This window comes from Mesorhizobium sp. RCAM 06353 (assembly GCF_059683585.1).
This window is the reverse complement of record NZ_CM185031.1, coordinates 6,136,628-6,159,979: the sequence shown is the minus strand read 5'-3', so window position 1 is coordinate 6,159,979 and position 23,352 is coordinate 6,136,628. Positions and strand designations below refer to the sequence as shown.

Here is a 23,352-nt window from a genome sequence, read left to right as displayed (position 1 = left end):
ATGCGCCGTGCAAAGAAGGAGAGAATGGCTAAGACTCCTTGTGGAGCCAGCCCCCATGCGGGAGCTGGCTGTTACAGGATTGGCTTTCCCTTTTCGCTTTAGGCCTTCGTTGCCTTTTCGAGGAACAGCTGCGACATGGCGGTCGGCTGCACGCCGGCCACGCCCTTAGCCGTCGCCGTCAGGTAGTCGTAGAAATAGCCGAAGATAACCGGCGTTTCCTCGAGCAGCAGCTTCTGGATCTTGCCGGCGTCAGCCTTCTGCGCCTCGAGATCGAGCGCGCCGATATAGCTGTTTGCCAGCGTGTCGTAGTCCTTGTTCTTGAAGTGCGCGGCGTTCCACGTGCCGTCGCTTTTCAGGGGTGCTGCAAGGAACACGTTCGGCACGCCGCGGTGACCATAGTCGGTGATGCCCATCACCGAATCCAGCCAGTTCGATTTGCCGAACACCGCGTCTCCGTAATAGGCGCCCTGGTCAAGGATGTTGAGCTCGAGCTCGATGCCGATCTCCTTGACCCAGTTCTGGATGAGCTGGGCGTATTCGGGAATTTCCAGATAGCGCTCGGTGGTCAGCGTCACCTTGAAACCCTTGCCGGCGCCGGCCGCTTCCATCAGCTGCTTGGCCTGCGCGATGTCCTGCTTGCGCTGCGGCACGCTCGTATCGGTCGACGGATAGGCAGGCGCGAACGGGCTGTCGTTGCCGGGCGAAGCGCGGCCTTTCATCAGGCCGGCGACCAGCTTGTCGCGATCGAGGCTGAGTGCAATGGCGCGGCGCACGCGCGGGTCCTTGAACGGATCGGAATCGCAGCGCAGATGCAGTTGCTGGTGCGCGACCGACTTCAGGCTGATGATGTCGACACCCGGATCACTGAGCAGGGCGACGCCCGCGAGCACCGGCATCTGGTTGATGATGTCGACCTGTCCGCCCTGCAGCGCCAGGATCATCGGCTGCATGTCGGCGAAGAAGGTGAACTCGCTGCGATCCGGCAGCGCCTTCTCGCCCCAATAGTTGTCGTTGCGCACGAAAGAGGCGCCGACCTTGGCCGTGTATTTTTCGATCTTGAACGGGCCGGTGCCGTCGAAGCTGTTCTCGTAGTCGCCCTTGTAGCTCGCCGGGATGATGACGGCGTTGTAGTTGTCCGACGATACCATGTAGGGGAAGTTGCCGTTCGGTGCGTCGAGATGGAATTCCACCGTATAGTCGTCGACCTTCTTGGTGGCGCCCTTCTGCAGGATGCCGGTGAACACCGACAGCGCGTTGGACGAGTTTGCCGGGTCGGCAAGGCGGTCGATGCTGGCCACGACATCGTCGGCCTTCATCTCGCCGCCCGAGTGGAATTTCACGCCCTTGCGCAGCTTGAAGGTCCACACCGTGCCTTTATCGTTCGGCTTCCAGCTTTCCGCCAGAGCCGGCTTCAGCACGAGATCTGGGCCGTCGACGCAGAGGAATTCGGCAACCTGCTGCAGCACGACGAGGCCGCCGGCATCGGCAATGGTGACCGGGTCGATCGCTGCGGCCGGCACGCTGCTGGCGACGCGGATGGTGGCGCCGGCGGCACCCGCGGCGCGGGCGAGCGACGGCATGCTGCCGAAGCCGGCCGCCGTGGTGATACCGCCCAGAAGCGGCAGCGACAGGCCGAGCAGGCTGCCGTGGCGAATGAAGTCGCGGCGGCTGACACGGCCGTCGACGAGGCCGTCGATCAGGTGATTTTCGAGCGGCGAGCGGCTGCGCCGGATCAGGTCGAGAATGCGATAGTTCTTGCTCATGGGTTTAACCCTTTCCCCTATTTCTTATGGCTGAGAATGCACTTCCGGTTGACGAAATTCCGTGGAGTTCTCCTTGCCCCGGCCATCAACGACGTGAGTTCGACCGGGACTGTAGCATGCGGCTTTGTCTGGTCCATCCGATCCTGGCGGCGCAGGGGTCAGATTTTCTTGAGGCAATGCTTCCACCCGTCAGGTCCTGTCGTCACGATCCAATCGCGGCGCGGACTTCTTGTTGTTGAACAAGTCTCCTTTCCGTTCTCTGTCTTCTAATTCAGCGGCAGGCGGCGATATGTGCCGGGCTTCGCCGGGTCGTGATATTTGTTGCACGGGCCGTTCTCGACGAAATCGCGATGGCAGGCCGCGAGATTTTTCCGCGACAAGGTGACGCCGAGGCCGGGCCCTTCGGGCACGCGCACGACATTATTCCTTGGCGAAAACGGCCCTTCCTCGGTGATGTCCATGGGCTGCATGCGAAACAGCGACTGGTTCGGCTCCCGGATCCAGCCGAGTGCGGCGCACAGATGCAGATAGGCCGCGCTGCCGATGCCGCTGTCGCCGCTGTAGCACCAGAAATCGACGCCGGCGTGCTCGCAGGCGCCAACGAAGCGCAGCATGCGGCCGATGCCGCCATGCGCCGTCGGATTGCCGACGAAGGCGTCCGGAACCTTGAGGTCCATGGCGCGCGCAATGTCGATGTTGTGGGTCGAGAACGGGATCGAGCAATGCTGCCGCAACTGGCGCATCTCCTCGATCGTCGCCACCGGATCCTCCCAGTTGCGCACGCCGAGCTCTTCGAGCGGTCGCGCCAGCCGCCGTGCGGTGCTGAGCGAATAGGCCTGGTTGGAATCGATGCGGATCATCGCCTCGTCGCCGAGCTTTTCGCGGATCAGCTCGATCATTCTCAGCGAGACCTTCGGGTCTTGCGTCGAGAACTTGCCTTCGAAGAAGGTGGTGCCATGCGTCTCGTGCAGTTCGACGCAATAGTCGGCGACTTCTTCCGGCGTCGTCTCGCCCTTCACCTTTGGTCCGTCGCCGCGCAGCGAGAAATAGTCGGTGAACGGGATGTCCTTGCGCACGGCGCCACCGAGCAGCTGGTAGAGCGGCTGGTTCCACGCCTTGCCGCGCAGGTCCCACAGCGCCATCTCGAGGGCGCCGAAGGCCATGATGCGGGTGCGGTCGTTGATCGACTGCACGCCGGTCCAGTAGGGCAGGCAGACATGCTCGGCGCCGGCGATATCGAAGGCATCGCGGCCGACCAGCCGCGCGGCCAGAACATCATTGATGATGGCGGCTGCCGCCGGCGTCGGCGCCTCACCGAGGCCGATCAGCCCATCCTCGGTCTCGACCTCGACAATGGTCTGCGAAAAGCCGTCGAGCTCGCCAAAGACCCAGCCATAGGGCGCTTCGAGGCGAAGATTGATCGGCGTGGCCTTGATGCTGCGGATTTTCATCTCAGCCGCCGATCTCGAAGAACGGTGTGCCGAGCAGGTAGGGAACGACGTCGATGCCAAGGCCCGGCCCGTCTGGAATGCCCATGCGGCTGCCGGTGACCGGCGGCTTGTTCGAGGCTGTGCGCACCGTCACCCATTCGTGGAAGGCAATCGCGTGCAGCCGGCGCTCCTCGGGTGTCGACAGCGACAGATGCGCCATCGCTGCGGTGTCGATCTCGGCACCGCCAGTGTCCTCGACCGTGATCATGAAACCAAGATCGACGGCGACGTCGCGGATCAGACGGGTCTTGGTGATACCGCCCAGCCGCGAAATCTTCAGCGTCAATCCGTCGGCCGCACCCAGGCGATGGATTTCCAGCATTGCCTCGAGCGAGGTGACGGATTCGTCGAGCACCATCGGTTTGTCGAGCATTCGGCGCACCGACATGTTCTCGTCGATCGTCGTGCAGGGTTGCTCGAACGTATAGTCGATGGCGCGCGTGGCATCAGCAAACTGCCGTGCCTGATAGGGTGTCCAGCCGGCATTGGCATCACAGAAGATCACGGTGCCTTTCGGCACCGAAGCGGCGACCGCGGTGACGCGCTCGATGTCGTCATGGACATTGCCGCCGACCTTGACCTGCAGTCGGTGGAAGCCGTCCTTGACGATCCGCTTCGCCAGTGCCGCCATGGCGTCGACGCTGCCATGGGTGACGACCTTGTAGAGTTCCGCCGTGTCGCTCTCCTTGCCGCCGAGCAGCGTCACCAGCGGCACGTCGGCGGCGCGTGCGGCGAGGTCCCAGCAGGCCATGTCGAGCGCCGACTTGATGTAGGGATGGCCCTTGAACACCGTGTCCATCAGCCGGCCGATGCTGGCCAGGCCACGCGGATCGTGGCCGATGAGGTGCGGCGCGATTTCCGGCACGCCGGCGCGGGTGCCGGCCGGGAACGCCGCCGAATAGAAGTTGCCGAGCGGCGCCATCTCGCCCCAGCCGGTCAGGCCGCTGTCGGCGGTAATGGCGACGATCACCGCGCCGAAGGCGTCGGCTTCGCGCCCCTTGGACATGCGGTAGGGCCCGTCCACGAAGGGCTGCACGACATGGTAGGCTTTGATGGTTTCGATCCGCACGTGTCTGTCCGTTGGCTGCAATGTCTGGGGAATTGATCAGGCGCCCCTTGATGGGCGCTGTTCGAGGCCGCGTGCATAAGAAAGCAGCTGTTCGAAATCGAGGTGGATATGCTCGCGGGCATGGCGCTGGGCAGCGCGCATGTCGGTGCCCTTGAGCAACTGCACGTAAACCTCATGGACGTCCTCGGCCGGCACCGGCTCGTTGCGCGCATGCTGGTGCAGCGCAAAATACATCTGCAGCCGGCTGGTCAGCCGCTGCCACGTTTCCAGCAGCACGGAATTGTCGGCCCATTCGTAGATCAGCCCATGCAGTTGCAGCGCCGTTTCGATCTGCCTTGTGGTGTCGAGGTTGCGGGTCGCCTGCTTCACCGCTTCGTGGCGCCGGTCAAGCTCGTCGAAGAAGCGCTGGTCGCGCAGCGGCCAGGTGCACTCGATGGCGAACTCGTCCAGCACCTGGTTAAGCGAATAGGCATCGTCGATGTCCTTGGCCGTGACGTCGATGACGAAGGTGCCGGCATAGGGAATGCTGGTCAGGATGCCTTCCTGCACCAGCTCGCGCATCGCTTCGCGCAGGGGCGCACGGCTGACCCGCATCTGTTCGGAAATCCTGAGCTCATTGAGCTTCTGGCCGGGTTGCAGTTGGCCGGTCAGAATCGCGCGCCGCAGCAGCGCCACGATTTCGGCGCGGCGCGTCGTGTCGGCAATCGGGCTGAAATCCGTCTTCACCATCCGGCCCACTCCAGCGAGAACAGAAGGCAAGACAATCAGATTGTCGACAATCTAACAAGATGGCATTTTCGGATTTTTGCGTCGTCGCTCGGCAATGAGGTTTGGGCGGCTCAAGCCGCGCGGCCGTAGAAGCCAACCCGTTCTTCGGTGCTGAACATCACGCCTGGCTTCTCATAGTAGGAAAACACCGCGATCATGCGTTCGCGCTCGCCTTCGACCGTGGTGACACGGTGCGCGGTGTTCTTGCCGCGAAAGACATTGAGCGTACCCGGCATCATACGCAGGATCTTTGCGTCGGGATCACGCCCTTCGAGCAGCCGCGCGACGCCCTCATAATTCGGATTGTCATCCGATCTGAGATCGGTGCGGTATTCGAGGTCACCGCCGCGCTCCGCCTGCTGCAGCAGCAGCGTCGTGGTGAATTCCGAACGGTCGAAATGCCAGTTCAACGCCTCGCCGGCGCGATAGGCCATGACGTTGGTGCGCGCCAGCGGATCCTGCATGACATGCAGTTTTTCCTTGTCCATGGTCGCCGCCAGGAACCGCACCAGCGGTTCATACTCATAGATGGCAAGCACGGTGCTGCCGGGAATCTGGTCAGCGCAGACAGTGTGGCTGATGGTTTCGACCTTGCGCAGCGCTGGGTGTTCGGGTGCGAGTTCGGGGATATCGGGCTTGAAGTAGATGTTGTGCATGCGCTTGTGCACATGGGACTGCGTGTCCATCACCGGCTTGATTTCCCGCACCGCCCGTTCAGCGATACCAGGCCGCAAAAAACCTTCGAGATTGAACATGCCGTCGGCCCTGAGGGCTTCGATCGACTGTTCGACGAGATGGTTCCATGCGGCGCTGCCTTCGCGGTCGAGCGGATAGCGGTCGAGATCGAGAATGTCTTTCATGTCGGGTGCTCCAAGGGGTTGGACACAGAAGACGGCAAAAAATTCTTTCCCTCAACGCGGAAAATTATTACGACTGACCAAGAAAAACTTATGGAGCCTGCCATGGAACGGTTGCCACCGCTGAACGCGATCAAGGCCTTCGAAGTCGCGGCCCGAGCCGGCAGCTTCACCCTGGCCGCGAGCGAGCTTGGTGTGTCCTCGGCGGCGGTCAGCCAGCAGATCCGCAATCTCGAAACCTGGTTCGGCAAGCAGTTGTTCGTGCGTACAGGCAACCGCATCACGCTCACCGACGCCGGCCACGCCATCTATCCGCAGACGGCGCGCGCTTTGGGCGACATAGCCGCCATCGGCCAGCGCATGTTGGAAGGCGGCTTGAGGACACGGCTTGTGGTCAGCGTACCGTTCTCGCTGGCCGAACTCTGGCTGGCGCCGAGATTGGCCGCACTTCTCGATGCCTTCCCGCATATGGCGATTGATGTACGGGCGGAGGACGATCCGATTGACCTGATGCGCCAGAATGTCGATCTGCGCATCTCCTATGGCGACTATCACTATCCCGGCCTGCGCATGGTCCGTCTTGTCCATGACGATGTGCTGCCGGTCTGCGCGCCGGAATTCTGGCACCGGCACGGCGATGGCGATCCGGGTCTCACAGGTCTGCATGAGAGCCTGTTCATCCACACCAATTGGGGGCCGAACTATGCCTCGCACCCGACTTGGGCCGATTGGTTCGCGGCATGCGGCGGCAGCCGCTCGCCAGACCCGTCGCATGGGCGGCGCGTCGGCCTGTCCAGTCTGGCGATTGCTTCAGCGAGGCTGGGTCTGGGGGTTGCGCTCGGCCAGCGGGTGATGGCGCAGGCCGATCTGGAGGCCGGCCGCCTGATTGCGCTTTCCGCTGTTTCGGTGCGCCTCGGTCATCCCTATTGCGCCTTCATGCCGCCGGCCAAGGCTGACCGCGCCGATGTCGCCGCTCTTGTCGGCCTGCTCGTGAAAACGGCGCCCGCGACTTGAAAAAATGGCGCCCCGACCTGTGGGAAGGCCGGGGCGCCGCGCAAAAACCGGGCCTGCGGGGGGTTCAGGTAGCCGGTTTCTGTGGCAGTGGCGAGATCGGCATTCCGGGCCCGATCTTCTGCAGATTGCCTGTGATCACCTGGTCGCCTTCGGCGACGCCGCTCAGGATGGCCACCAGATCGCCGCTGGTCGGGCCGAGCGAGACCAGTCTCTGGTCGACCGTGTTGCCCTTGCCGACGACATAGAGATATTTGCCGAGCTGGCTCGAACCCAGCGCCGTCTGCGGCACCATCAGCGCGTCGGGCTGCTGCCTGATATGCAGCCGCACGCGAACATACTGGCCAGGCATCAGCGTGAACTTCGCATTGCCGATGGTGGCGCGTGCGGTGATGGTGCCGGTCGAATGGTCGACCGTGTTGTCGATGAAGGTGAGTTCGCCCTTCTGGCTGGTCTCGGTCTCACCTGGAAGCAGGACCTCGACCTCGATCGGGCCGTCTGCGCGGGCCTGCTCGATCTCGGTCAGATCCGTCTCGCTCGGATTGAAGGTGACATAGATCGGGTCGAGCTGCACCAGCGTGTTGAGCACCGTGCCGGCGACGCTGACCAGCGTTCCGACCGAGGCCTGGTTGCGCCCCAGGCGCCCGGTGAACGGCGCATGGATCTCTGCGTAGCTCAGATTGAGCTCCGCCGTGCGCACGGCCGCCTGGTTGAGCGCCAGCGACGCTTGCGCTTCGCGCAAGGTGCTGGTGCGCTGGTCGAAACTGTCCTTGTCCAGGTAACCGCTCTTGGCCAATTCTGTGCCGCGGCCGAGATTGGAACGCGCATAGTCGAGTGTCGCCGTATCGCGCTGGACCTGGGCTTTTGCCTGGTCGAGCGCGGCCTGGAAGTCGTCAGGCGAGATCTTGTAGAGAAGGTCGCCCTGGCGGACGTCGGCGCCGTCTTGCGCCGTTTGTTCCTGCAGATAGCCAGGCACGCGCGCTTGCAGCGTGACGCTGCGGATCGGCTCGATGCGGGCGGCATAGTCGAGATAGATCGGGATCGTCTTCTTGATCACGCTCGCCACCGGCACCGGCATGACGAATGCCGCTGGAGCCGGCGTCGCCGCTCCAGCCGTGCCGGCGCTGAGCCTGAGGTTGCCCATGTCGAGCAGGTGGACGCTGGCCACCGAGATCGCGCCCAGCGCGACAGCCGTTCCTAAAGCGATTTTCCATTTACGCATAATTAGTCTCCAATCTTATTCAGCCGCTTCCGCCAGGGGAGGGAAGGCGGGTTCGGCAGTTGGTTCAGTGTGTTTGGAGGAGGCGGGTTCGCCGCTTTCACGGCGCTCCCGCAATTGTTCGATGACCGCGTAGAAGACCGGCACGAACACCAGCGACAGGATGGTCGCGGCAACCATGCCACCAAACACGGTGGTGCCGATCGACTGCCGGCTTGCCGCACCAGCGCCTGTCGCGAACATCAGCGGCAGCACGCCGAGGATGAAGGCGAAGGCCGTCATCAGGATCGGCCGGAGTCTCAGCCGCGCGGCTTCCATTGCCGCGTCGATGATGCTGAGGCCTTCCTCGCGCCGTCGTCTTGCGAATTCGACGATCAGGATGGCGTTCTTCGCAGCCAGGCCGATCAGCATGACGAAGCCGATCTGCGAATAGACGTCGATCTGCATGCCGCGCACCCAGAGGGCTGCGAAGGCACCGAACAAGGCCAATGGCACCGCCAGCAGCACCATGAACGGCATCGCCCAGCTCTCATACTGCGCCGCCAGGATCAGGAAGACGAAGACGATGGCGAGGCCGAAGACGACGGACGCGATCGATCCTGCCTTGAGTTCCTGGAAGGTGATGCCGGTCCATTCGAAGCCGAAATCCCTGGGCAGTGCAGTGGCCGCAGCCCGTTCCATGGCAGCGACGGCCTGGCCCGAGGAGTAGCCGGGTGCGGCGCCGCCATTGATCGAGGCGGAGGCATTGTTGTTGTAGTGCGGCACGGTTTCCGGTCCGACGAACGGCACCAGCTTGCCCAGTGTGCTGAGCGGCACCATGCCGCCCGACGCATTGCGCACATAGAGCCGCGATATGTCAGCGGCACCCGCACGTGCGTCCTTGTCGGCCTGTATGGTCACCCGGAAAGTGCGGCCGAACAGGTTGAAGTCGTTCACGTAGAGCGAGCCGAGATAGATCTGCAGCGTGTTGAAGACGTCAGGCAGGTTCAGGCCTAGCAGTTTGGCCTTGCTGCGGTCGAGGTCGTAGTTGAACTGCGGCGTCGAGGTCGAGAACGGCGAGAACAACTGCTGCGGATTGATTTCCGGCTGCTTGCGCGCCTCGGCGATCACGGCTTGCGTCGCGTCGTTGAGGGCCGTGCTGCCGCGACCGGTCAGATCCTCGACGACGAATTCGAAGCCGCCCGTGGTGCCGATACCCGGTATCGAAGGCGGATCGAAGCTCAGCGCGAAGGCTTCTGGTATCTGCAACAGCTTGCCGCGCACGTCGGCAACCAGCTTCGATGCGCTCTGGTCGGGCGTACGCTCCTCCCAGGGCTTCAAAATGGCAAACTCGACCGCCGAGTTCGACTGCGCGGCACTGGTCAGGAAGTTCAGGCCGCTGATCGAGCCGACAATGTCGACGCCGGGTGTCGCCTGCAGGATGTCGCGCGCCTTCTGTGCCACCGCGTCGGTACGCTCCAGCGAGGCACCGTCGGGCAACTGGATGACGACGAAGAAATAACCCTGGTCCTCGACCGGGAGGAAGGTCGAGGGCAGCTTCTGCCATACGAAATAGGTGGCAACCAGCCCGGCAGCGAACAGGCCGAGCATGATCCAGCGCAAGCGGATGAGAATACGCACGCCGTGCGCATAGGCATGCGACAGTTTGTCGAAACCCGTATTGAACCAGCGGAACAGCACGAACTGCGTCTCGCCGCGATGGCGCAGGAAGGCAGCGCTGAGCGCGGGACTGAGCGTCAGCGAGTTGAAGGCGGAAATACCGACCGAAATCGCCACCGTCAGCGCGAACTGGTTGTAGAGCTTGCCGGAAACGCCGGGAATGAAGGCGACCGGGACGAACACCGCCATCAGCACGGCGGTGGTGGCGATGATCGGGCCGGTGACTTCAGCCATGGCGGCTTTGGTCGCCGCCAGTGGCTTCAATCCAGCCTCGAGCTGTCGTTCGACATTCTCGACCACCACGATGGCATCGTCGACGACAAGGCCGATCGCCAGCACCATGCCGAGCAAAGACAGCATGTTGAGTGAGAAGCCCATCATCTCCATGACGACGAGCGTCGCCACCAGCGACACCGGAATGGCGATGGTCGGGATGATGGTCGTGCGCCAGCTCTGCAGGAAGACGAACACCACGGCGACGACCAGCACCAGGGCTTCGCCGAGCGTGATAAGCACGTCATGCATCGAGGCCGAGACGAAGCGCGTCGTATCGTAATGCATCGCGTAGGACACGCCCTTCGGGAAACGGCCGGACAGTTCCTGCATCTTGTCCTTGACGCGCTGCTGAAGGTCGAGCGCGTTGGAGCCGGGCATCTGGTAAACGGCGAGCACCACCGTCGGGTCCTTGCCGAAGAAGGCCGAGGACGAATATTGCAGGGCGCCGAGCTCGATGCGGGCGACATCGCGCAGCCGCACCAGCGAGCCGGTGTCGGTGTTGGCGCGCACCACGATGTCACCGAATTCCTTCGGGTCGCTCAGGCGGCCGACGGCGTTGACCTGCATTTCGAAGGCTGTGCCGGCCGGAGCCGGCGACTGGCCGATCTTGCCGGCCGCCACCTGGACGTTCTGCTCTGCGATGGCATTCTGCACGTCGACGGCGGTGATGCCGAGATTGGCGAGCTTGTCCGGGTCGAGCCAGACGCGCATCGAATAGCGCCGTTCACCGAAAATCTGCACGTCGCCGACGCCTTGCAGACGCTTCAGCGGATCGACGACCTGCAGATAGGCAAGGTTCGAGAGCGCCACCGGATCGATGGACTTGTCGGGCGAGGTCAGGTTGACGATCAGGACGAAGTTCGGGTTCTGCTTCTTGATCGTCACGCCGCCCTGGTTGACGATCGCCGGCAGCGACGAGGCCGCCTGCGAGACGCGATTCTGGACGTCGACGGCGGCGGTGCTCAGCGAATAGCCGACATCGAAGGTGATGGTGATGGTCGAGGAGCCGTCATTGGAGCTCGTCGACGACATGTAGGTCATGCCTTGCACGCCGTTGATCTGCTGCTCCAGCGGCGTCGTCACCGTATCGGCCACGACTTGCGCGCTGGCGCCCGGATAGTGGGCGCTGACCACGACCTGGGGCGGCGTGATGTCGGGAAACTGCGAGACCGGCAGCAGGAAATAACAAATCGTCCCGGCGAGCACCATGATGATGGCGATCGCCGAGGCGAAGATTGGACGGTGGATGAAGAAATTTACCACGACACACATGCCTCGCCGGCTGCTCTTGCCCGCCCGAAGGCACTGGCAACCCTAGACAACTGGCCGTGCCCGTCACGGGAGGCTTCCCGTGACCGCAGCAACGGCACCTCACGACGCTGCTCATCGGCAAGCGAGCGAAGCATCTTCTCGAAGGCGCGGGGGTCGACCCCATCTGCCTTCATGACCAGCCGGATCATCGGATCCCGGACGGCCTCATCTATGGTAAGATCGCGGCGCTGTGGCATTGGCCGGCTCCTTGTCTGTCGATTCGCAGCCCATGCTCGCGAACCGTTTTTCATCTCTTCACCGGCCGGAGCCGCATGAACCGCAGTTTTTCGCTCATTCCGATCTGGCAGGACCAGTTCACGGCCTTGTTATTGACGGAAGGCGACATAGGTGTTACCAGTAAGTAACATTTGCATAGTTACAGACCGGTAACACCCTAGTCAAGAGGTGGCCGTGGTTTTTAGGAAACGAAAGGAGATCATGATGACAGACGGCGTCGTGGAACGCTCACGTCCCCGGGATCGAATCCTGGAGACGGCGCGTGACATGTTCCACAAGCATGGCATCAAGGGCGTCGGCGTCGACGCCATCACCGAAGCTGCCGGCACGAACAAGATGACGCTCTATCGTCACTTCGAATCCAAGGACGAACTGATCGTCGAGTGCCTGCGCGCCAATGCGGCCAAGGCCGGCGCGATGTGGGACGCCTTCGAGGCCGAATTTCCCGGCGACAAGCTCGCGCAACTGCATGCTTGGGTTCGCAAAGCCGCCGCCATGCTCAATGCCGATGGCCGCGGCTGCGACATGGCCAATGCCGCCGCTGAGCTGACCGAGCCGGACCATCCGGCCAGGCTGGTGATCAAGGAGCTCAAGGAAGCCCAGCGCCACCGTCTTGTGACGCTATGCCGGGATGCCGGCATTGGGCAGGCCGAACTTCTGGCGGATACGCTATCTCTGCTGTTCGAGGGCGCGCGTGTCAGCGTGCAGACCGTAGGCGCCGAAGGTCCGAGCATGCAGTTCGTGCGCATGGCCGAAGGGCTGATCGTTTCCTTCCGGGGCACTGCCGCCGGTTGAATTGAACCGCTGCTGACGCGCCATTCCGTCGTGCGGCCAAGCGCGATGCGTGGCGCGCTTTGGCGTGGCTAATACCGCTATTTCCCCTTTGAACGAAAAAAGCCCGCTGCCGGGAGGAGGTGGCAGCGGGCTCGATTTCGAATGTGGCGCGGGAGGAGGTGCACCCCATTCAGCGTCGGCATCGCATCTGGGAGGAGTAGATGGCCGACAACCAGAACCTACGAGTTGCCCAATGATTCGGCAACAATGAATTGTGCATAGCAGCTGTGCAGATTTGCCGTGTCAATTATCCTACAAATGCGCGAAGCCGGCTTTGCCCCGGACTGTTCCGCCTCACTGAACCGGGACGTTTTCCCTGAAGATGAGGCGCGGCTCGATGAATTTACGTGTCAGGTAGGGCGCCGATGAGGCAATGGAGCCGAGCAGGCGGATGACCGACTGTTCGGCGATCAGCCTGGCGTTCTGGTCGATGACGACGTCAGCGAGATCGTCGACAAGATAGCCACGCGTTTCCCGTGTCAGGTCGTGGCAGATGAACACCGGCTTGCGGTTGGGCCTGGCTTCGCGGATGGCTTTCGCCACGCCGGAGCGTCCGGCCCCGACGCAATAGATGCCGAGCAATTCCGGCTCGTTTCGCAGCGCCTTCATGGTCTCGGCATAGCTGGCATCCGGTTCGTCGTTGATCTCGACGGCGCTGCTGATGGTCAGGTTGGGAAACTCTTCGCCGAGCACGGAGCGAAAGCCCATTTCACGCTCCTCATGACCGCGGTAGGAGCGCGAGCCGACGACCATCGCCAGATGGCCCTCGCAGCCGCCGAGGAAGCGTCCCATCAAAAGTGCAGCCGTTCGCCCGGCCACCCGGTTGTCGATGCCGACATAGGCCGAGCGGGGAGCGGTCGGAATATCGGAGACCAGCGTCACCAGGCGGATACCAGCTTCGACAATGTCACGCAGGATGTTGCGGGTTCGGGGATGGTCGACGGCGATGACACCGACGCCATTGGCCCTCAGCGACAGGTTTTCGACGGCGCTCTGCAGCGCGTTCGGCGAGATGCCGGCGAGGTTGTGGATCCGGCAGGACGCGACCAGCGGCAGGCGCGCTGCATAGTCCTCGATGTGTTTTGCCAGATCCTGCATGAAGGCGTTGCTGCCGATCGGCAGGAAGAATTCGAGGTTGGCGGGCTTCGAAGGAAGCGTCACCTGGTCGGCGACCGGCAGATAGCCAAGCTGCTTGGCGGCCTCCATGACGCGCTGCCGGTTGGCCGCACTGACGCCGGGCCTGTTATTGAGCACCCTGTCGACCGTCGCGGTCGAGAGCCCGCAATTCCTGGCGATGTCGGAGACGGTGGCCTTCATGCCGCAACCCTATGCGCCGACGCGATGGCGCGCCAGACAAGCGATTTGGTGGGCGATGCGATCTGAGGACAGGTGATCGACACCCATCACCGCGCTGCGCATTCGGCTGCTTCGCCAAGGCGGCTTCCGCCCGTCCTCAGTGCGACGGCTTGTCGCCGGCGACGGCGTCGCGGATTTCCTTGTCCGACATGCCGGTGATGATCCGTTCGACTTCCGTCACGGTCGTCTTCTTCGGGTCGATGTCGTCGGCGACCACCTTGCCCCGGCGCATGACGACGATGCGGTCGACCACCTGGAAGACATGGTGGATGTTGTGCGCGATGAAGATGCAGGAATGGCCGGAATCGCGGGCGCTGCGCACGAAACTCAGCACCCCTTGTGTTTCGGCGACGCCAAGATTGTTGGTCGGCTCGTCGAGAATGATCAGGTCGCTGTCGAAATGCATGGCGCGCGCGATCGCCACCGCCTGTCGCTCGCCGCCGGACAGCGAACCGATCGGCGTCGTTGGTGGAATGTTCTTCGAGATGCCGACCTGTTTGAGCAGGTCGCGGGCGACAGTGTTCATCGCTTCCTGGTCCATGCGGTTGAGGAAACGCGGCGGCTTGATCGGCTCGCGCCCGAGGAAAAGATTGCGCGCGATCGACAGTTGCGTGACCAGCGCCGAGTCCTGGTAGATCGTCTCGATGCCATGGGCGATGGCGTCGCTGGTACTGCGCAGGCTGACCTTCTTGCCGCGGATGAAGATGTCGCCGCTGGTCAGCGGCACGGCGCCCGACAAGACCTTGATCAGCGTCGACTTGCCGGCGCCATTGTCGCCGAGCAGGCCAACGATCTCGCGCTCATTGACATGGAAATTGGCGTCCTCGAGCGCCTGCACGCGGCCATAGGACTTGCGGATGTTCTGCATGCGGATCAATGGCTCGGCCATGGTTCAAGTCCCTGCCTGATGCCGGCGTTCCAGCCATGAGTGGAGCGCCATCATGCCAAGGATGATCGCGCCGATGAAGATGTTGTAGGCAAGGCCCGGCACGCCAATCAGCACGATGCCGTTGCGCATCACGCGCAGGATCAGGATGCCGAGCACGGTGCCGATGATGGTGCCGCGCCCGCCGGTCAGCGCCGTGCCGCCGATCACCACCATGGCGATGACTTCGAGCTCGTAACCGGTGCCGCTGTTGGGGTTGGCGGCGGAGGTACGCAGCGAGGAGATGACGCCGGCCAGCGAGGCCATGAGCGACGACAGCACGAACAGGCCGATCTTGACGCGGTTGACATTGACGCCGCGGGCGCGTGCCGCGTTGGGATTGCCGCCCGCCGCCTGGATCCAGTTGCCGGTCCGGCTTTGCGTCAGCACATAGCCGAGCGCGATCGCCGCGGCGATGAACCAGAACAGCGACATGTAAATACGGAACGGCCCGATGAAGAAGTCGCCGACCAGCGCTTCCGCCAGCCAGCTGCCTTCGGCGCTCCAGGTGCGCTGCGGAAAACCATCGGTGATGAAAAGCGCGCTGCCGCGCACCACCAGAAGCATGCCGAGCGTCACCAGGAAGGACGGGATCTTGAGCTGGGTGACGAACCAGCCATTGACCAGGCCGATCAGGGCGGCGACCACCAGCGCGACGACGAAGCCCATCTCCAGCGAGGTGACGCCGCTGTTGAACAGCGTCCACATCAGCACCGGCGAGAAGCCGAACAGGGAGCCGACGGACAGGTCGAATTCGCCTGACGTCATCAGCAAGGTCATCGCCAGGGCGATCAGGCCGAGCTCGACAGTGAAGGCCAGCGTGTTGGAGATATTCTGCGGCGACAGGAAATCGTGGTTGAAGCCCCAGAAAACGCCGATCTCGATCACGAGCAGGACGAAGGGACCGAATTCAGGCCGCGCGATCAGGCGTTGGACAAGCGAATGATTTTCCACTGATAACCCGCGACATGATGGGAATGGCTGACACCTGCGCCGGATCCGGCGAGGCTCGGCGAAGGTACAAGGCAGTCGCGACCGTGGATACGATCGCGACTGCCTGGGTCTGGGATGTTACTTGCCGGACAGGATCTTGTCGTAGACCTGCGCGGTGTCCTTTTCGTAGAGCGCGCCGGTGATGACGTTGAAGCCCGGAGGAATGCCGCTGGCGGCCATGTTGGCAAGCGACAGCGCGACATAGCTGGTCGCCTGCGGGTCCTGCCACTGGCCGGCATTGACATAGCCGTTCAGCACTTCCTGGGTGGTGTCGAGCGAATTGCCCCAGCCGACGACCGGAATTTCGCCCGGCTTGACGCCGACCTGATCGAAGACCCGCTTGATCGAGCCGGTGACGAGGTCGCCGAGGCCGATGATGGCGTTGACCTTGCCCTTGTGGGCGGTGAGGTAGTCGACCATGCGGTTGATCACCTCGGCCTGATCGAGCGTCGCCTCGGTCACTTCATAGGTGATGCCGAGCGGTCCGAAGACGCTCTTGATGCCTTCCTCTTCCTGGACGCCATAGGTGGCGCCGGGGATCTCGACCGGCATCCAGACGAAGTCGCCCTTCTTCACCAGGCCCTTGTCGACCAGATATTGCGCCCAGTGCTTGCCGAAGGTCACGTTGTCGCCGCCGACATAGGCGTTGAAATTGGCCTTGGGATCGGGCGTGTTGAAGTTGATGATCGGGATGTTGGCCGCGCGGGCTTCCTTGACGATCTCGACAAGACTGCCCGGATCGGGGCTGGTGGTGACGATGCCGTCGGCCTTGGCCGAGAGCGCGGCGCGAACCGCTTCCTGCTGGGAGGCGACGTCGCCATTGTGGAACGAGGTGTTGACGGTGTTGCCGGTGTCCTTTGCCCATTGCTTGGCGCCGGCCAGGAAGTAGGTCCAGACCGGATCGGCCGGGCCGCCATGTGAAATCCAGTAGAATGTCTTGGCCTGCGCCGCCGCCGGAACGAGCGTCAGCGCCACCAGCAGGCCGTAGAGCACAAGTCTTAGTCTTGTCAGCATTTGATTTCCTCCCGGTTGAAGATGATCCGTCCCTTGTTCCGGCTTCGGCCGGATTGCGTCTTTTGCCAGCGCCGCTCGGATGCCTCAGAGCATTCCCTTTTTCGACGGATGGCAAGCCTCCATCTGCAGATGTAGATGGCGCCTGACGCGGCGCCATCAGCAGACCCATCAGATTGCATCAGTTGGGTTGATTTTTCCGGCCAGCCGGATGATTGGCGTCGAGGCTCAGCCGAGCGGATTGTCCCGGGCGCGATCGGCGCGCCAGTTGCGCCACATCCTGACCAGCCGGTCGACCGCGAGGGCAAGCACGACCAAGGCACCGGTGGTGAAGGCGGCCCAGATGGCATCCACGCCGAGCAAGGTCATGGCGCTCATTATTGCCTGCGGAACCAGCATGCCGATCGCGGCACCGATGACGCTGCCGTTGCCGCCTGAAAGCGATGTGCCGCCAATGATGGCCGCCGCGATCGCCAGCAGGGCGAACGTGCCGCCGTCACCCGGGGCAATGGCGCCTTGGGCGCCGACATGGATCACGCCGGCAAGCCCGGCCATCGCCCCCATCAACACCAGCGTCAGCACCTTGACCTTGCCTGTTGGAATGCCGGCATAGGCGGCAGCCTGCGGATTGCTGCCCACGGCCTGGACCCGGTAGCCGAAGCGGGTGCGGTGAAGCACGACATGCATCGCCAGCGCCAGCACGATGAAGACGATGCCCGCCGCCGGCACGACCATGAACGCCTTGCCCGACAGGGTCGTGAAGAAGCTACCGTTTGTGCCCGGCGGCGCGATTGTCTGTCCCTTGCCAACGACCAGCGACAGCCCCTGGATCATCCACCATGTGCCGAGCGTCACCAGCAGAGCCGGCAGGCGCAGCGCGATCACCAGCAGGCCGTTGATCAGGCCAAGGCCGGCGCCAGCCGCGACACCCGCCAGCGCGGCAAGCCAGGGGTCCACGCCGGCAACCATCAGCAAGGCGGTGGAGGTCGCTGAGAGATGGAACACCGCACCGGCCGAAATGTCGATCTCGCGGGCTGCGAGCACGAACACCATGCCGATCGCGAGCAGGCCGGGCAGGGCAGCCTGGCCCAGCACCGACAGCAGGTTGGCCGGTTGGAGGAAGGCCGGGCTCAGCCAACCCAGCATCGCGACCAACAGGGCGAGGGCGACGACAGCACCGGTCTCGGCCGGCAGCCGAATACGGCGTCCGGGTCGACGGTTCGCTGAACCGGCAAGCAGCGGCGCGGTATCGGTCCTGGTCATGCTGCACTCTCCCGGCTGGTTTGTCGGTTTTCGTCCGCAGGCTTGCCCGCCGTGATCAGCTTCAGAAGCCTGCCCACATCCATATCGTCGCCGGCGATTTCGCCGGCCAGCCTGCCCTGGTGCAATGCAAGGATGCGATCGCAGAGCCCGGTCAGTTCCGACAGCTCATTGGAATGCAGCAGCACGATGCAGCCGCTGGCCGCCATTTGGCGGATCAAGGCGTAGATCTCCTGCTTGCTGCCGATGTCGATGCCGCGGGCCGGCTCGTCGAGCAGCACCATTTGCGGGCCGATTTCCAGCCATTTGGCGATGATCACCTTCTGCTGGCCACCGGACGAAAGCGATCCCGCCGGCATCTCCGGCGTGCTCCTGATGCGCAGCGCCTCGATCTGGAGCGCGGCGCGGTCGCGCGCTGCACCGGCTGAGTACCAGCGCGAACCCCAGTTGCGTGCGCCGACGACGACGTTCGCCATGTTGAAGGCGATGGATTTTTCCGGCATCAACCCGTTGCCGCGCTCACCTGAAATCATGCAGATGTTGCGCCGCGCCGCTTCCGTCTGCGTCCTCGGCAAGCCGTCGCCATCGGGAAAACGCACCTTGCCCTGGCGCGGCTTGCGCAGCCCGAACAACAGCGCGAGCAGATCCGGCGCTCCGGGGCCGGCAAGCCCGAGAATCTCGCCCGCGCGGGCGGTGAAGCTGATCCCGTTCAGTCTGCCGCCGCCGAGCCCTTCGATTGTGACTTGCGGTCGCAGCGTGCCGGCAAGCGTCGGCAAGGCCCTGAGCGGCAGCGGGAACAGCGACTGGCGCAACTGGCCGATCATCGCTTCCTCGGAAGCCGTCAGCTCCTGCCGCGCCTTCGACAGCACGTCACGGCCGTTGCGGATCACCGTCAGCTGGTCGGCGATGGCAAGCGCGTCCCCCAGCCGGTTCGACACGTAGAGCATGCTCATGCCCCTGGCTTTCAGCCCGCGCAACACCGCGAACAGCCGCTCGCTTTGGCGCTGGTCGAGCGCCGAATTCGGGTCGTCAAGGACGAGCAGCCTCGGGTTTTCCAGAAGCGCGCGGGCGATCGCGACCAACTGCTGTTCGCCGCACCCGAGATCGCCGAGCGGGGCATGGACATCGACATCGAGACCAAGCCGGCGCAGCAGGTCACGGCTGCGTGCCTCCATTTCGCGCCGCGAGATCAGCCCGTTATGGACCGGCTCGCGGTTGACGAAGAGGTTGGCCAGCACCGGACGCTCCGGAAACAGTCCTGGCTGCTGCAGAACCACGGCAATGCCGAGCTTCCGCGCCGCATTGGGGCTGTCGATCGTCGTGGTCTTGCCGTCAAATTCGATGACGCCACGGTCCGGCCGGACAATGCCCGCCAGCACTTTCGTCAGCGTCGATTTGCCGGCGCCGCTTTCGCCAACCAGTGCGTGGATCGAGCCGCGCTCGACCACAAGGTTCATGTCTTCGAGCACGACCGTGCCGCCAAAACGTTTGGCGATGGTGCGCACGAACAGGATCGGCGAATCGGACATCGGAACGGCCCCCCGACCGCACCGCGATCTTGAAGCGGATTGCGTCCGCCGTCACTGGGATTCCGCATAAAATTGTGTTGATTGCGGCCGTTTCGGACAGATTCTAGATAAAATCGGCCTTCGCCAGGTCGCGCATGAGATGGCTGGCACCGTAGGTCCAATGCGGGCAATCGGGCGACAGCCGTACCCGGTTGACCAGCGCACCGAATTTCTCCGACGAGATGGTGACGATGTCGCCGACCTTGTGGGTAAAGCCCTTGCCCTTTTCGCCGCGGTCTTTCGACGGCACGAACATGGTGCCGAGATAGAGCGTCAGCCCGTCCGGATATTGGTGGTGCGGGCCCATGGCGGCGGCAACCAGCTCTTCCGGTGAACGGCTGATCTCGGCCATCGAGCTTGCGCCCTCCAGCGCGAATCCGTCATCGCCCTCGACCTTGAGGCGCACGACGGCCTGCTTGACGTCGTCGATCGAGAAGGTTTCGTCGAACAGGCGGATGAACGGGCCAAGCGACGCCGAGGCGTTGTTGTCCTTGGCCTTGCCGAGCAGCAGTGCCGAGCGCCCTTCGACGTCGCGCAGATTGACGTCGTTGCCGATTGTGGCGCCGACGATCCTGCGGCTCGAGGCGGCGATCATGGCAATCTCCGGCTCCGGATTGTTCCAGGTCGACACCGGATGCAGGCCGACATCGGCGCCGAAGCCAACCGAGGCCATGGGCTGGCATTTGGTGAAGATCTCGGCATCGGGACCGATGCCCACTTCCAGATATTGCGACCAGGCGCCGCGCGCGATCAGCTTGGCCTTGATCTCCATGGCTTCCGACGAGCCGGGCTTGAGCTTCGAAAGGTCGTGGCCAATCAGCCCGGCAATATCGGCGCGGATGGCGTCGGCCTTTTCCGCCGAGCCGCGCGCCTGTTCCTCGATCACCCGTTCGAGCAGACTGACGACGAAGGTCACGCCCGACGCCTTGACCGCCTGCAGGTCTACCGGGGAAAGCAGATAGGGTTTTGCCGGATTGCGCGTCGCCTCGAAACTGTTGGCCGCGATGTCATCGAGCGCGCCGATCGGCTTGCCCTTGGCCGAGCGCACATGCCCTACCGGATCGGCCATCTCGCAGACATCACGCACGGTCGGCGCCACGCTCGAGGTGATGTCGAAGACAGTGCCGTCACGCACCGTGACCACCAAAGGATGGGGCGCGGCCGGTGATCGAGCACGGCCGAGAAAGACGCCATCGTCAGGCAGGAACATCGTGTTCGTCATTGTTCTCTATCTCTTGTCAGAAGGAAGGATGGTTCAATGTTGTAAGGTGCGCGCGGCCAGAGCGACAGACGCTCAATGGAAAGGCCCTCAGCCACCATGTCCTTGCGCCACTTAGTGACTCCCGATTCGACGCTACAGCTCATCCCAGCGTAGACGCAAACGCGCGCTTGTCGATCCGCCTTGTTCCAGTGCGGTCAGGCCGCTGCCGTGATGGGCGTCCACCAGATGTGAAACGGGTTCGAAGCAGAAGAAATCAGCGTCTCGTGCCGGTGAATAGAGAACGAAGACGTTCAGCAACGGCGACGCCTCGACTGTGACGACGATCGCGTCATCCGGCTGAACGATCGAGGCGCGCCCATTCCAGCCTTCGAAGGCGTTGTTGACCCAGGCATCAGGAAGCGGCGCGGCGTGCGAGAAATCCCAGTCCGGGCGGGAGGCAAGCGACACAACCTCCGTCGGCAGATGGCGTTCGTCCTCCAGCCAGACCCTGTGCGCCGATGCTTGCAGCAGAGTGCGCGGGCAGCGCGGAAACCAGGGATGGAAGCCGAGTCCATAGGGCAGGTGGATAGTGGCCCGGTTCTCGACGGTCAGGACGGCAGACAGCGCGCCGTCCTCCAATGCATAGCGGACGCTCGCATGGTAGCGATAAGGTCCGATCGCTCCGTCCTCCAGAGCCAGCTCCATTTCAGTGCCGGTTTGCCGCGTCAACCGCCACGGCTTTTGAAAAGCGTCGCCGTGGAGCGGGAACGGCTCGCCTTCGACATTGGGCTCGAGCGGATGGAAGCGCCCTTCAAACTCGAAGCCCCCGCCGGAAATACGGTTCGACCATGGAATCAGCAGCTGAGACCCGAACTTCAACAGGCCCGTCGATGGCTTGATGAGAGGCGTCGGCGCCTGGCCGGGGCGCAGTGCGTCGTAGCGCAGGATAGCGGCGCCCTCGCGAGGGCTCACCACCAGGCTTGCGCGTCCGTCGGCAAGTTCGACCACATCACTGTTTGTCATCGACGGAAGGCCACCGCTACCAGCCGCCATCGACGCTGATGTTCTGGCCGCTGATCATGTCCGCGGCCGGGGAGACAAGGAACAGCACGAGATCCGCGACATGCTGCGGCTCGATACGGCGCTTCAAGCTTTGGTTGGTCAGGATCCAATCATTGTATTCCTTGAGCCGGTCTCCGAAAACGCGCTCCTCCGCTTCGGAAACGACGGCGCCGGGCGATACCGCGTTTACCGTAATGCCGTGCGGTCCCAATTCCCGCGCCAGCGACTTGGTGAGACCCAGCATGGCGCCTTTCGAGGCTACATAAGGCACGTAACCCTCCCAGCGGCCGTTCAGCGTCACTGAACAGAAATTGACGATCCTCCCGTGGCCCCTCTTCTTCATGCCAGGAGCGCAGGCACGCACCAAGGCGAAAGCGGCTGAAGAGTTCACGCGAATTTGGTCCTCGAATTCCGCGAGCGAAAATTCCTCGAACGGACGGTTGATGATCAGCGCTGCGTTGTTGATCAGGATGTCGATTGCGCCTTCTTCGTCGGCGAGTGCCTTGATCGTCGCTTCGGCTTCGGCCAACCGGTTTAAGTCGCAACCGACATAGACGATCGTACCATTGTTTATCGCTGCCAATTCCGCCGCGATGCCAGGCCCTTCGGCATTCTCCGGTCGGTCAAGCAAGAGCACGCGCGCGCCGGCGCGGGCAAGCGCGGCAGCCTGGGCGCGGCCGAGCGAACCCAGACCACCGGTCAGGAGCACAACCTTGCCGGAAAGGATAGTCATCGCTATTCCCCGCCTCTAAAGCACGCTGTGGACTTCATCGATGGAGGTTTCCTCGATGCGCTTGTCGAGCACGACCTCGCCGCGCGCCATCGCGACCACGCGATCACAGCAGTCAAAAACGTGATGCATGTTGTGGCTGATGAAAATGCCAGTCACCCCTTGTGCCTTCAGTCCACGTACAAAGCCGATAACCTTGCTGGTCTCCTTGACCGAAAGGTGATTGGTCGGCTCGTCGAGGATCATCACCTTGGACTTGAAATGCATGGCGCGCGCGATCGCGACGCCCTGCCGCTGGCCGCCTGACAGTTCGCCGACCAATGCGTCGGGCGACCGCAGATGCAGGTCGACATCGGCAATGGCCTTGATGCTCTCGCTAGCCATTTTCTGCTGATCCAGGATGCCGACGCCGAATACGGAAAACCGCGTCGGCTCGCGGCCGATAAACAGATTCCTGGCAATCGACATGGTGGGAACCATCGAATTGTACTGGTAGATGGTCTCGATGCCGAGGTTCATTGCGTCGCGCGGCCTGGCGATGCGCACCGGCTTGCCGTCGACCAGGATCTCGCCCTCATCGGCGGTATGGACGCCGGACAGGATATTGATGAGCGTCGATTTGCCGGCACCATTGTCGCCGACCAGCCCGAGCGCCTCGCCCCGCTTCAGATCGAGGCTCACGCCCTTCAGCGCATGGACGCCGGAATACCATTTGTGAAGATTGCGGACGGAGATGATTGCGTCTTCCATGG

The 23,352-nt window shown here is 63.1% G+C and carries 19 protein-coding genes; 2 read left to right on the top strand and 17 right to left on the bottom strand.

The window, feature by feature from the left end; all coding sequences use genetic code 11:
* Positions 1-98: 98 nt before the first annotated feature.
* The 5 genes from AC56QX_RS29965 to AC56QX_RS29945 form a co-directional block, all read right to left on the bottom strand.
* Positions 99-1,763: an ABC transporter substrate-binding protein gene (locus AC56QX_RS29965; protein WP_497112137.1), complete on the bottom strand. Its 1,665-nt coding sequence runs from the start codon at positions 1,761-1,763 to the stop codon at positions 99-101.
* A 266-nt stretch (positions 1,764-2,029) separates the two neighbouring features.
* Positions 2,030-3,214: a mandelate racemase/muconate lactonizing enzyme family protein gene (locus AC56QX_RS29960; RefSeq protein WP_497112136.1), complete on the bottom strand. Its 1,185-nt coding sequence runs from the start codon at positions 3,212-3,214 to the stop codon at positions 2,030-2,032.
* 1 nt (position 3,215) lies between these two features.
* Positions 3,216-4,322: a mandelate racemase/muconate lactonizing enzyme family protein gene (locus AC56QX_RS29955; RefSeq protein WP_497112135.1), complete on the bottom strand. Its 1,107-nt coding sequence runs from the start codon at positions 4,320-4,322 to the stop codon at positions 3,216-3,218.
* 36 nt (positions 4,323-4,358) lie between these two features.
* Positions 4,359-5,051 (bottom strand): GntR family transcriptional regulator, encoded by a 693-nt coding sequence (locus AC56QX_RS29950; RefSeq protein ID WP_497112134.1) that lies wholly within the window; start codon positions 5,049-5,051, stop codon positions 4,359-4,361.
* 110 nt (positions 5,052-5,161) lie between these two features.
* Positions 5,162-5,950 (bottom strand): HalD/BesD family halogenase, encoded by a 789-nt coding sequence (locus AC56QX_RS29945; RefSeq protein ID WP_497112133.1) that lies wholly within the window; start codon positions 5,948-5,950, stop codon positions 5,162-5,164.
* A 102-nt stretch (positions 5,951-6,052) separates the two neighbouring features.
* Between AC56QX_RS29945 and AC56QX_RS29940 the strand changes: the two genes are divergently transcribed.
* Positions 6,053-6,961 carry a LysR substrate-binding domain-containing protein gene (locus tag AC56QX_RS29940; RefSeq protein ID WP_497112132.1) on the top strand — a complete coding sequence of 303 codons (909 nt, stop codon included), beginning with the start codon at positions 6,053-6,055 and terminating at the stop codon, positions 6,959-6,961.
* 64 nt (positions 6,962-7,025) lie between these two features.
* On the opposite strand, the gene AC56QX_RS29935 is transcribed toward AC56QX_RS29940, so the two are convergent.
* Both AC56QX_RS29935 and AC56QX_RS29930 read right to left on the bottom strand, forming a co-directional pair.
* On the bottom strand, positions 7,026-8,180 hold the full coding sequence (locus AC56QX_RS29935) for an efflux RND transporter periplasmic adaptor subunit (protein WP_497112131.1): 1,155 nt from the start codon (positions 8,178-8,180) through the stop codon (positions 7,026-7,028).
* 15 nt (positions 8,181-8,195) lie between these two features.
* On the bottom strand, positions 8,196-11,375 hold the full coding sequence (locus AC56QX_RS29930; protein ID WP_497117967.1) for an efflux RND transporter permease subunit: 3,180 nt from the start codon (positions 11,373-11,375) through the stop codon (positions 8,196-8,198).
* Positions 11,376-11,864: 489 nt separating this feature from the next.
* Between AC56QX_RS29930 and AC56QX_RS29925 the strand changes: the two genes are divergently transcribed.
* Positions 11,865-12,455 (top strand): TetR/AcrR family transcriptional regulator, encoded by a 591-nt coding sequence (locus AC56QX_RS29925; RefSeq protein ID WP_497112130.1) that lies wholly within the window; start codon positions 11,865-11,867, stop codon positions 12,453-12,455.
* A gap of 333 nt (positions 12,456-12,788) precedes the next feature.
* On the opposite strand, the gene AC56QX_RS29920 is transcribed toward AC56QX_RS29925, so the two are convergent.
* The 10 genes from AC56QX_RS29920 to AC56QX_RS29875 form a co-directional block, all read right to left on the bottom strand.
* A complete protein-coding gene (locus tag AC56QX_RS29920) occupies positions 12,789-13,811 on the bottom strand; it encodes a LacI family DNA-binding transcriptional regulator (protein ID WP_497112129.1) in 1,023 nt (340 codons plus the stop codon).
* 136 nt (positions 13,812-13,947) lie between these two features.
* The gene (locus AC56QX_RS29915) at positions 13,948-14,739 is read right to left on the bottom strand and encodes an ATP-binding cassette domain-containing protein (RefSeq protein WP_497112128.1); all 792 of its coding nucleotides are present in this window, start codon (positions 14,737-14,739) and stop codon (positions 13,948-13,950) included.
* A 3-nt stretch (positions 14,740-14,742) separates the two neighbouring features.
* The gene (locus AC56QX_RS29910; RefSeq protein ID WP_497112127.1) at positions 14,743-15,729 is read right to left on the bottom strand and encodes an ABC transporter permease; all 987 of its coding nucleotides are present in this window, start codon (positions 15,727-15,729) and stop codon (positions 14,743-14,745) included.
* Between the two features lie 117 nt (positions 15,730-15,846).
* Positions 15,847-16,782: a substrate-binding domain-containing protein gene (locus AC56QX_RS29905; RefSeq protein WP_497112125.1), complete on the bottom strand. Its 936-nt coding sequence runs from the start codon at positions 16,780-16,782 to the stop codon at positions 15,847-15,849.
* A gap of 225 nt (positions 16,783-17,007) precedes the next feature.
* Entirely contained in the window at positions 17,008-18,042 is a 1,035-nt protein-coding gene (locus tag AC56QX_RS29900; protein ID WP_497112123.1) for an ABC transporter permease, read from the bottom strand.
* A complete protein-coding gene (locus AC56QX_RS29895; protein WP_497112122.1) occupies positions 18,039-19,568 on the bottom strand; it encodes a sugar ABC transporter ATP-binding protein in 1,530 nt (509 codons plus the stop codon). Before AC56QX_RS29895 ends, AC56QX_RS29900 begins: the two co-directional genes overlap by 4 nt.
* 103 nt (positions 19,569-19,671) lie before the next feature.
* Positions 19,672-20,829, bottom strand: a complete 1,158-nt coding sequence (locus AC56QX_RS29890) for a fumarylacetoacetate hydrolase family protein (protein WP_497112121.1) — start codon at positions 20,827-20,829, stop codon at positions 19,672-19,674.
* Between the two features lie 132 nt (positions 20,830-20,961).
* Positions 20,962-21,831: an aldose 1-epimerase gene (locus AC56QX_RS29885; RefSeq protein ID WP_497112120.1), complete on the bottom strand. Its 870-nt coding sequence runs from the start codon at positions 21,829-21,831 to the stop codon at positions 20,962-20,964.
* Positions 21,832-21,847: 16 nt separating this feature from the next.
* Positions 21,848-22,603 (bottom strand): SDR family oxidoreductase, encoded by a 756-nt coding sequence (locus AC56QX_RS29880; protein ID WP_497112119.1) that lies wholly within the window; start codon positions 22,601-22,603, stop codon positions 21,848-21,850.
* 15 nt (positions 22,604-22,618) lie between these two features.
* Complete coding sequence (locus AC56QX_RS29875) at positions 22,619-23,350, bottom strand: ATP-binding cassette domain-containing protein (protein ID WP_497112117.1); 732 nt, start codon at positions 23,348-23,350, stop codon at positions 22,619-22,621.
* Positions 23,351-23,352 lie beyond the last annotated feature (2 nt).

Coding starts and splice junctions, on each gene's coding strand:
- AC56QX_RS29965 (WP_497112137.1), bottom strand. CDS start 1,763: ATGAGCAAGAACTATCGCATTCTCGACCTGATCCGGCGCAGCCGCTCG.
- AC56QX_RS29960 (WP_497112136.1), bottom strand. CDS start 3,214: ATGAAAATCCGCAGCATCAAGGCCACGCCGATCAATCTTCGCCTCGAA.
- AC56QX_RS29950 (WP_497112134.1), bottom strand. CDS start 5,051: ATGGTGAAGACGGATTTCAGCCCGATTGCCGACACGACGCGCCGCGCC.
- AC56QX_RS29945 (WP_497112133.1), bottom strand. CDS start 5,950: ATGAAAGACATTCTCGATCTCGACCGCTATCCGCTCGACCGCGAAGGC.
- AC56QX_RS29940 (WP_497112132.1), top strand. CDS start 6,053: ATGGAACGGTTGCCACCGCTGAACGCGATCAAGGCCTTCGAAGTCGCG.
- AC56QX_RS29935 (WP_497112131.1), bottom strand. CDS start 8,180: ATGCGTAAATGGAAAATCGCTTTAGGAACGGCTGTCGCGCTGGGCGCG.
- AC56QX_RS29925 (WP_497112130.1), top strand. CDS start 11,865: ATGACAGACGGCGTCGTGGAACGCTCACGTCCCCGGGATCGAATCCTG.
- AC56QX_RS29920 (WP_497112129.1), bottom strand. CDS start 13,811: ATGAAGGCCACCGTCTCCGACATCGCCAGGAATTGCGGGCTCTCGACC.
- AC56QX_RS29915 (WP_497112128.1), bottom strand. CDS start 14,739: ATGGCCGAGCCATTGATCCGCATGCAGAACATCCGCAAGTCCTATGGC.
- AC56QX_RS29905 (WP_497112125.1), bottom strand. CDS start 16,782: ATGCTGACAAGACTAAGACTTGTGCTCTACGGCCTGCTGGTGGCGCTG.
- AC56QX_RS29900 (WP_497112123.1), bottom strand. CDS start 18,042: ATGACCAGGACCGATACCGCGCCGCTGCTTGCCGGTTCAGCGAACCGT.
- AC56QX_RS29895 (WP_497112122.1), bottom strand. CDS start 19,568: ATGTCCGATTCGCCGATCCTGTTCGTGCGCACCATCGCCAAACGTTTT.
- AC56QX_RS29890 (WP_497112121.1), bottom strand. CDS start 20,829: ATGACGAACACGATGTTCCTGCCTGACGATGGCGTCTTTCTCGGCCGT.
- AC56QX_RS29885 (WP_497112120.1), bottom strand. CDS start 21,831: ATGACAAACAGTGATGTGGTCGAACTTGCCGACGGACGCGCAAGCCTG.
- AC56QX_RS29880 (WP_497112119.1), bottom strand. CDS start 22,603: ATGACTATCCTTTCCGGCAAGGTTGTGCTCCTGACCGGTGGTCTGGGT.
- AC56QX_RS29875 (WP_497112117.1), bottom strand. CDS start 23,350: ATGGAAGACGCAATCATCTCCGTCCGCAATCTTCACAAATGGTATTCC.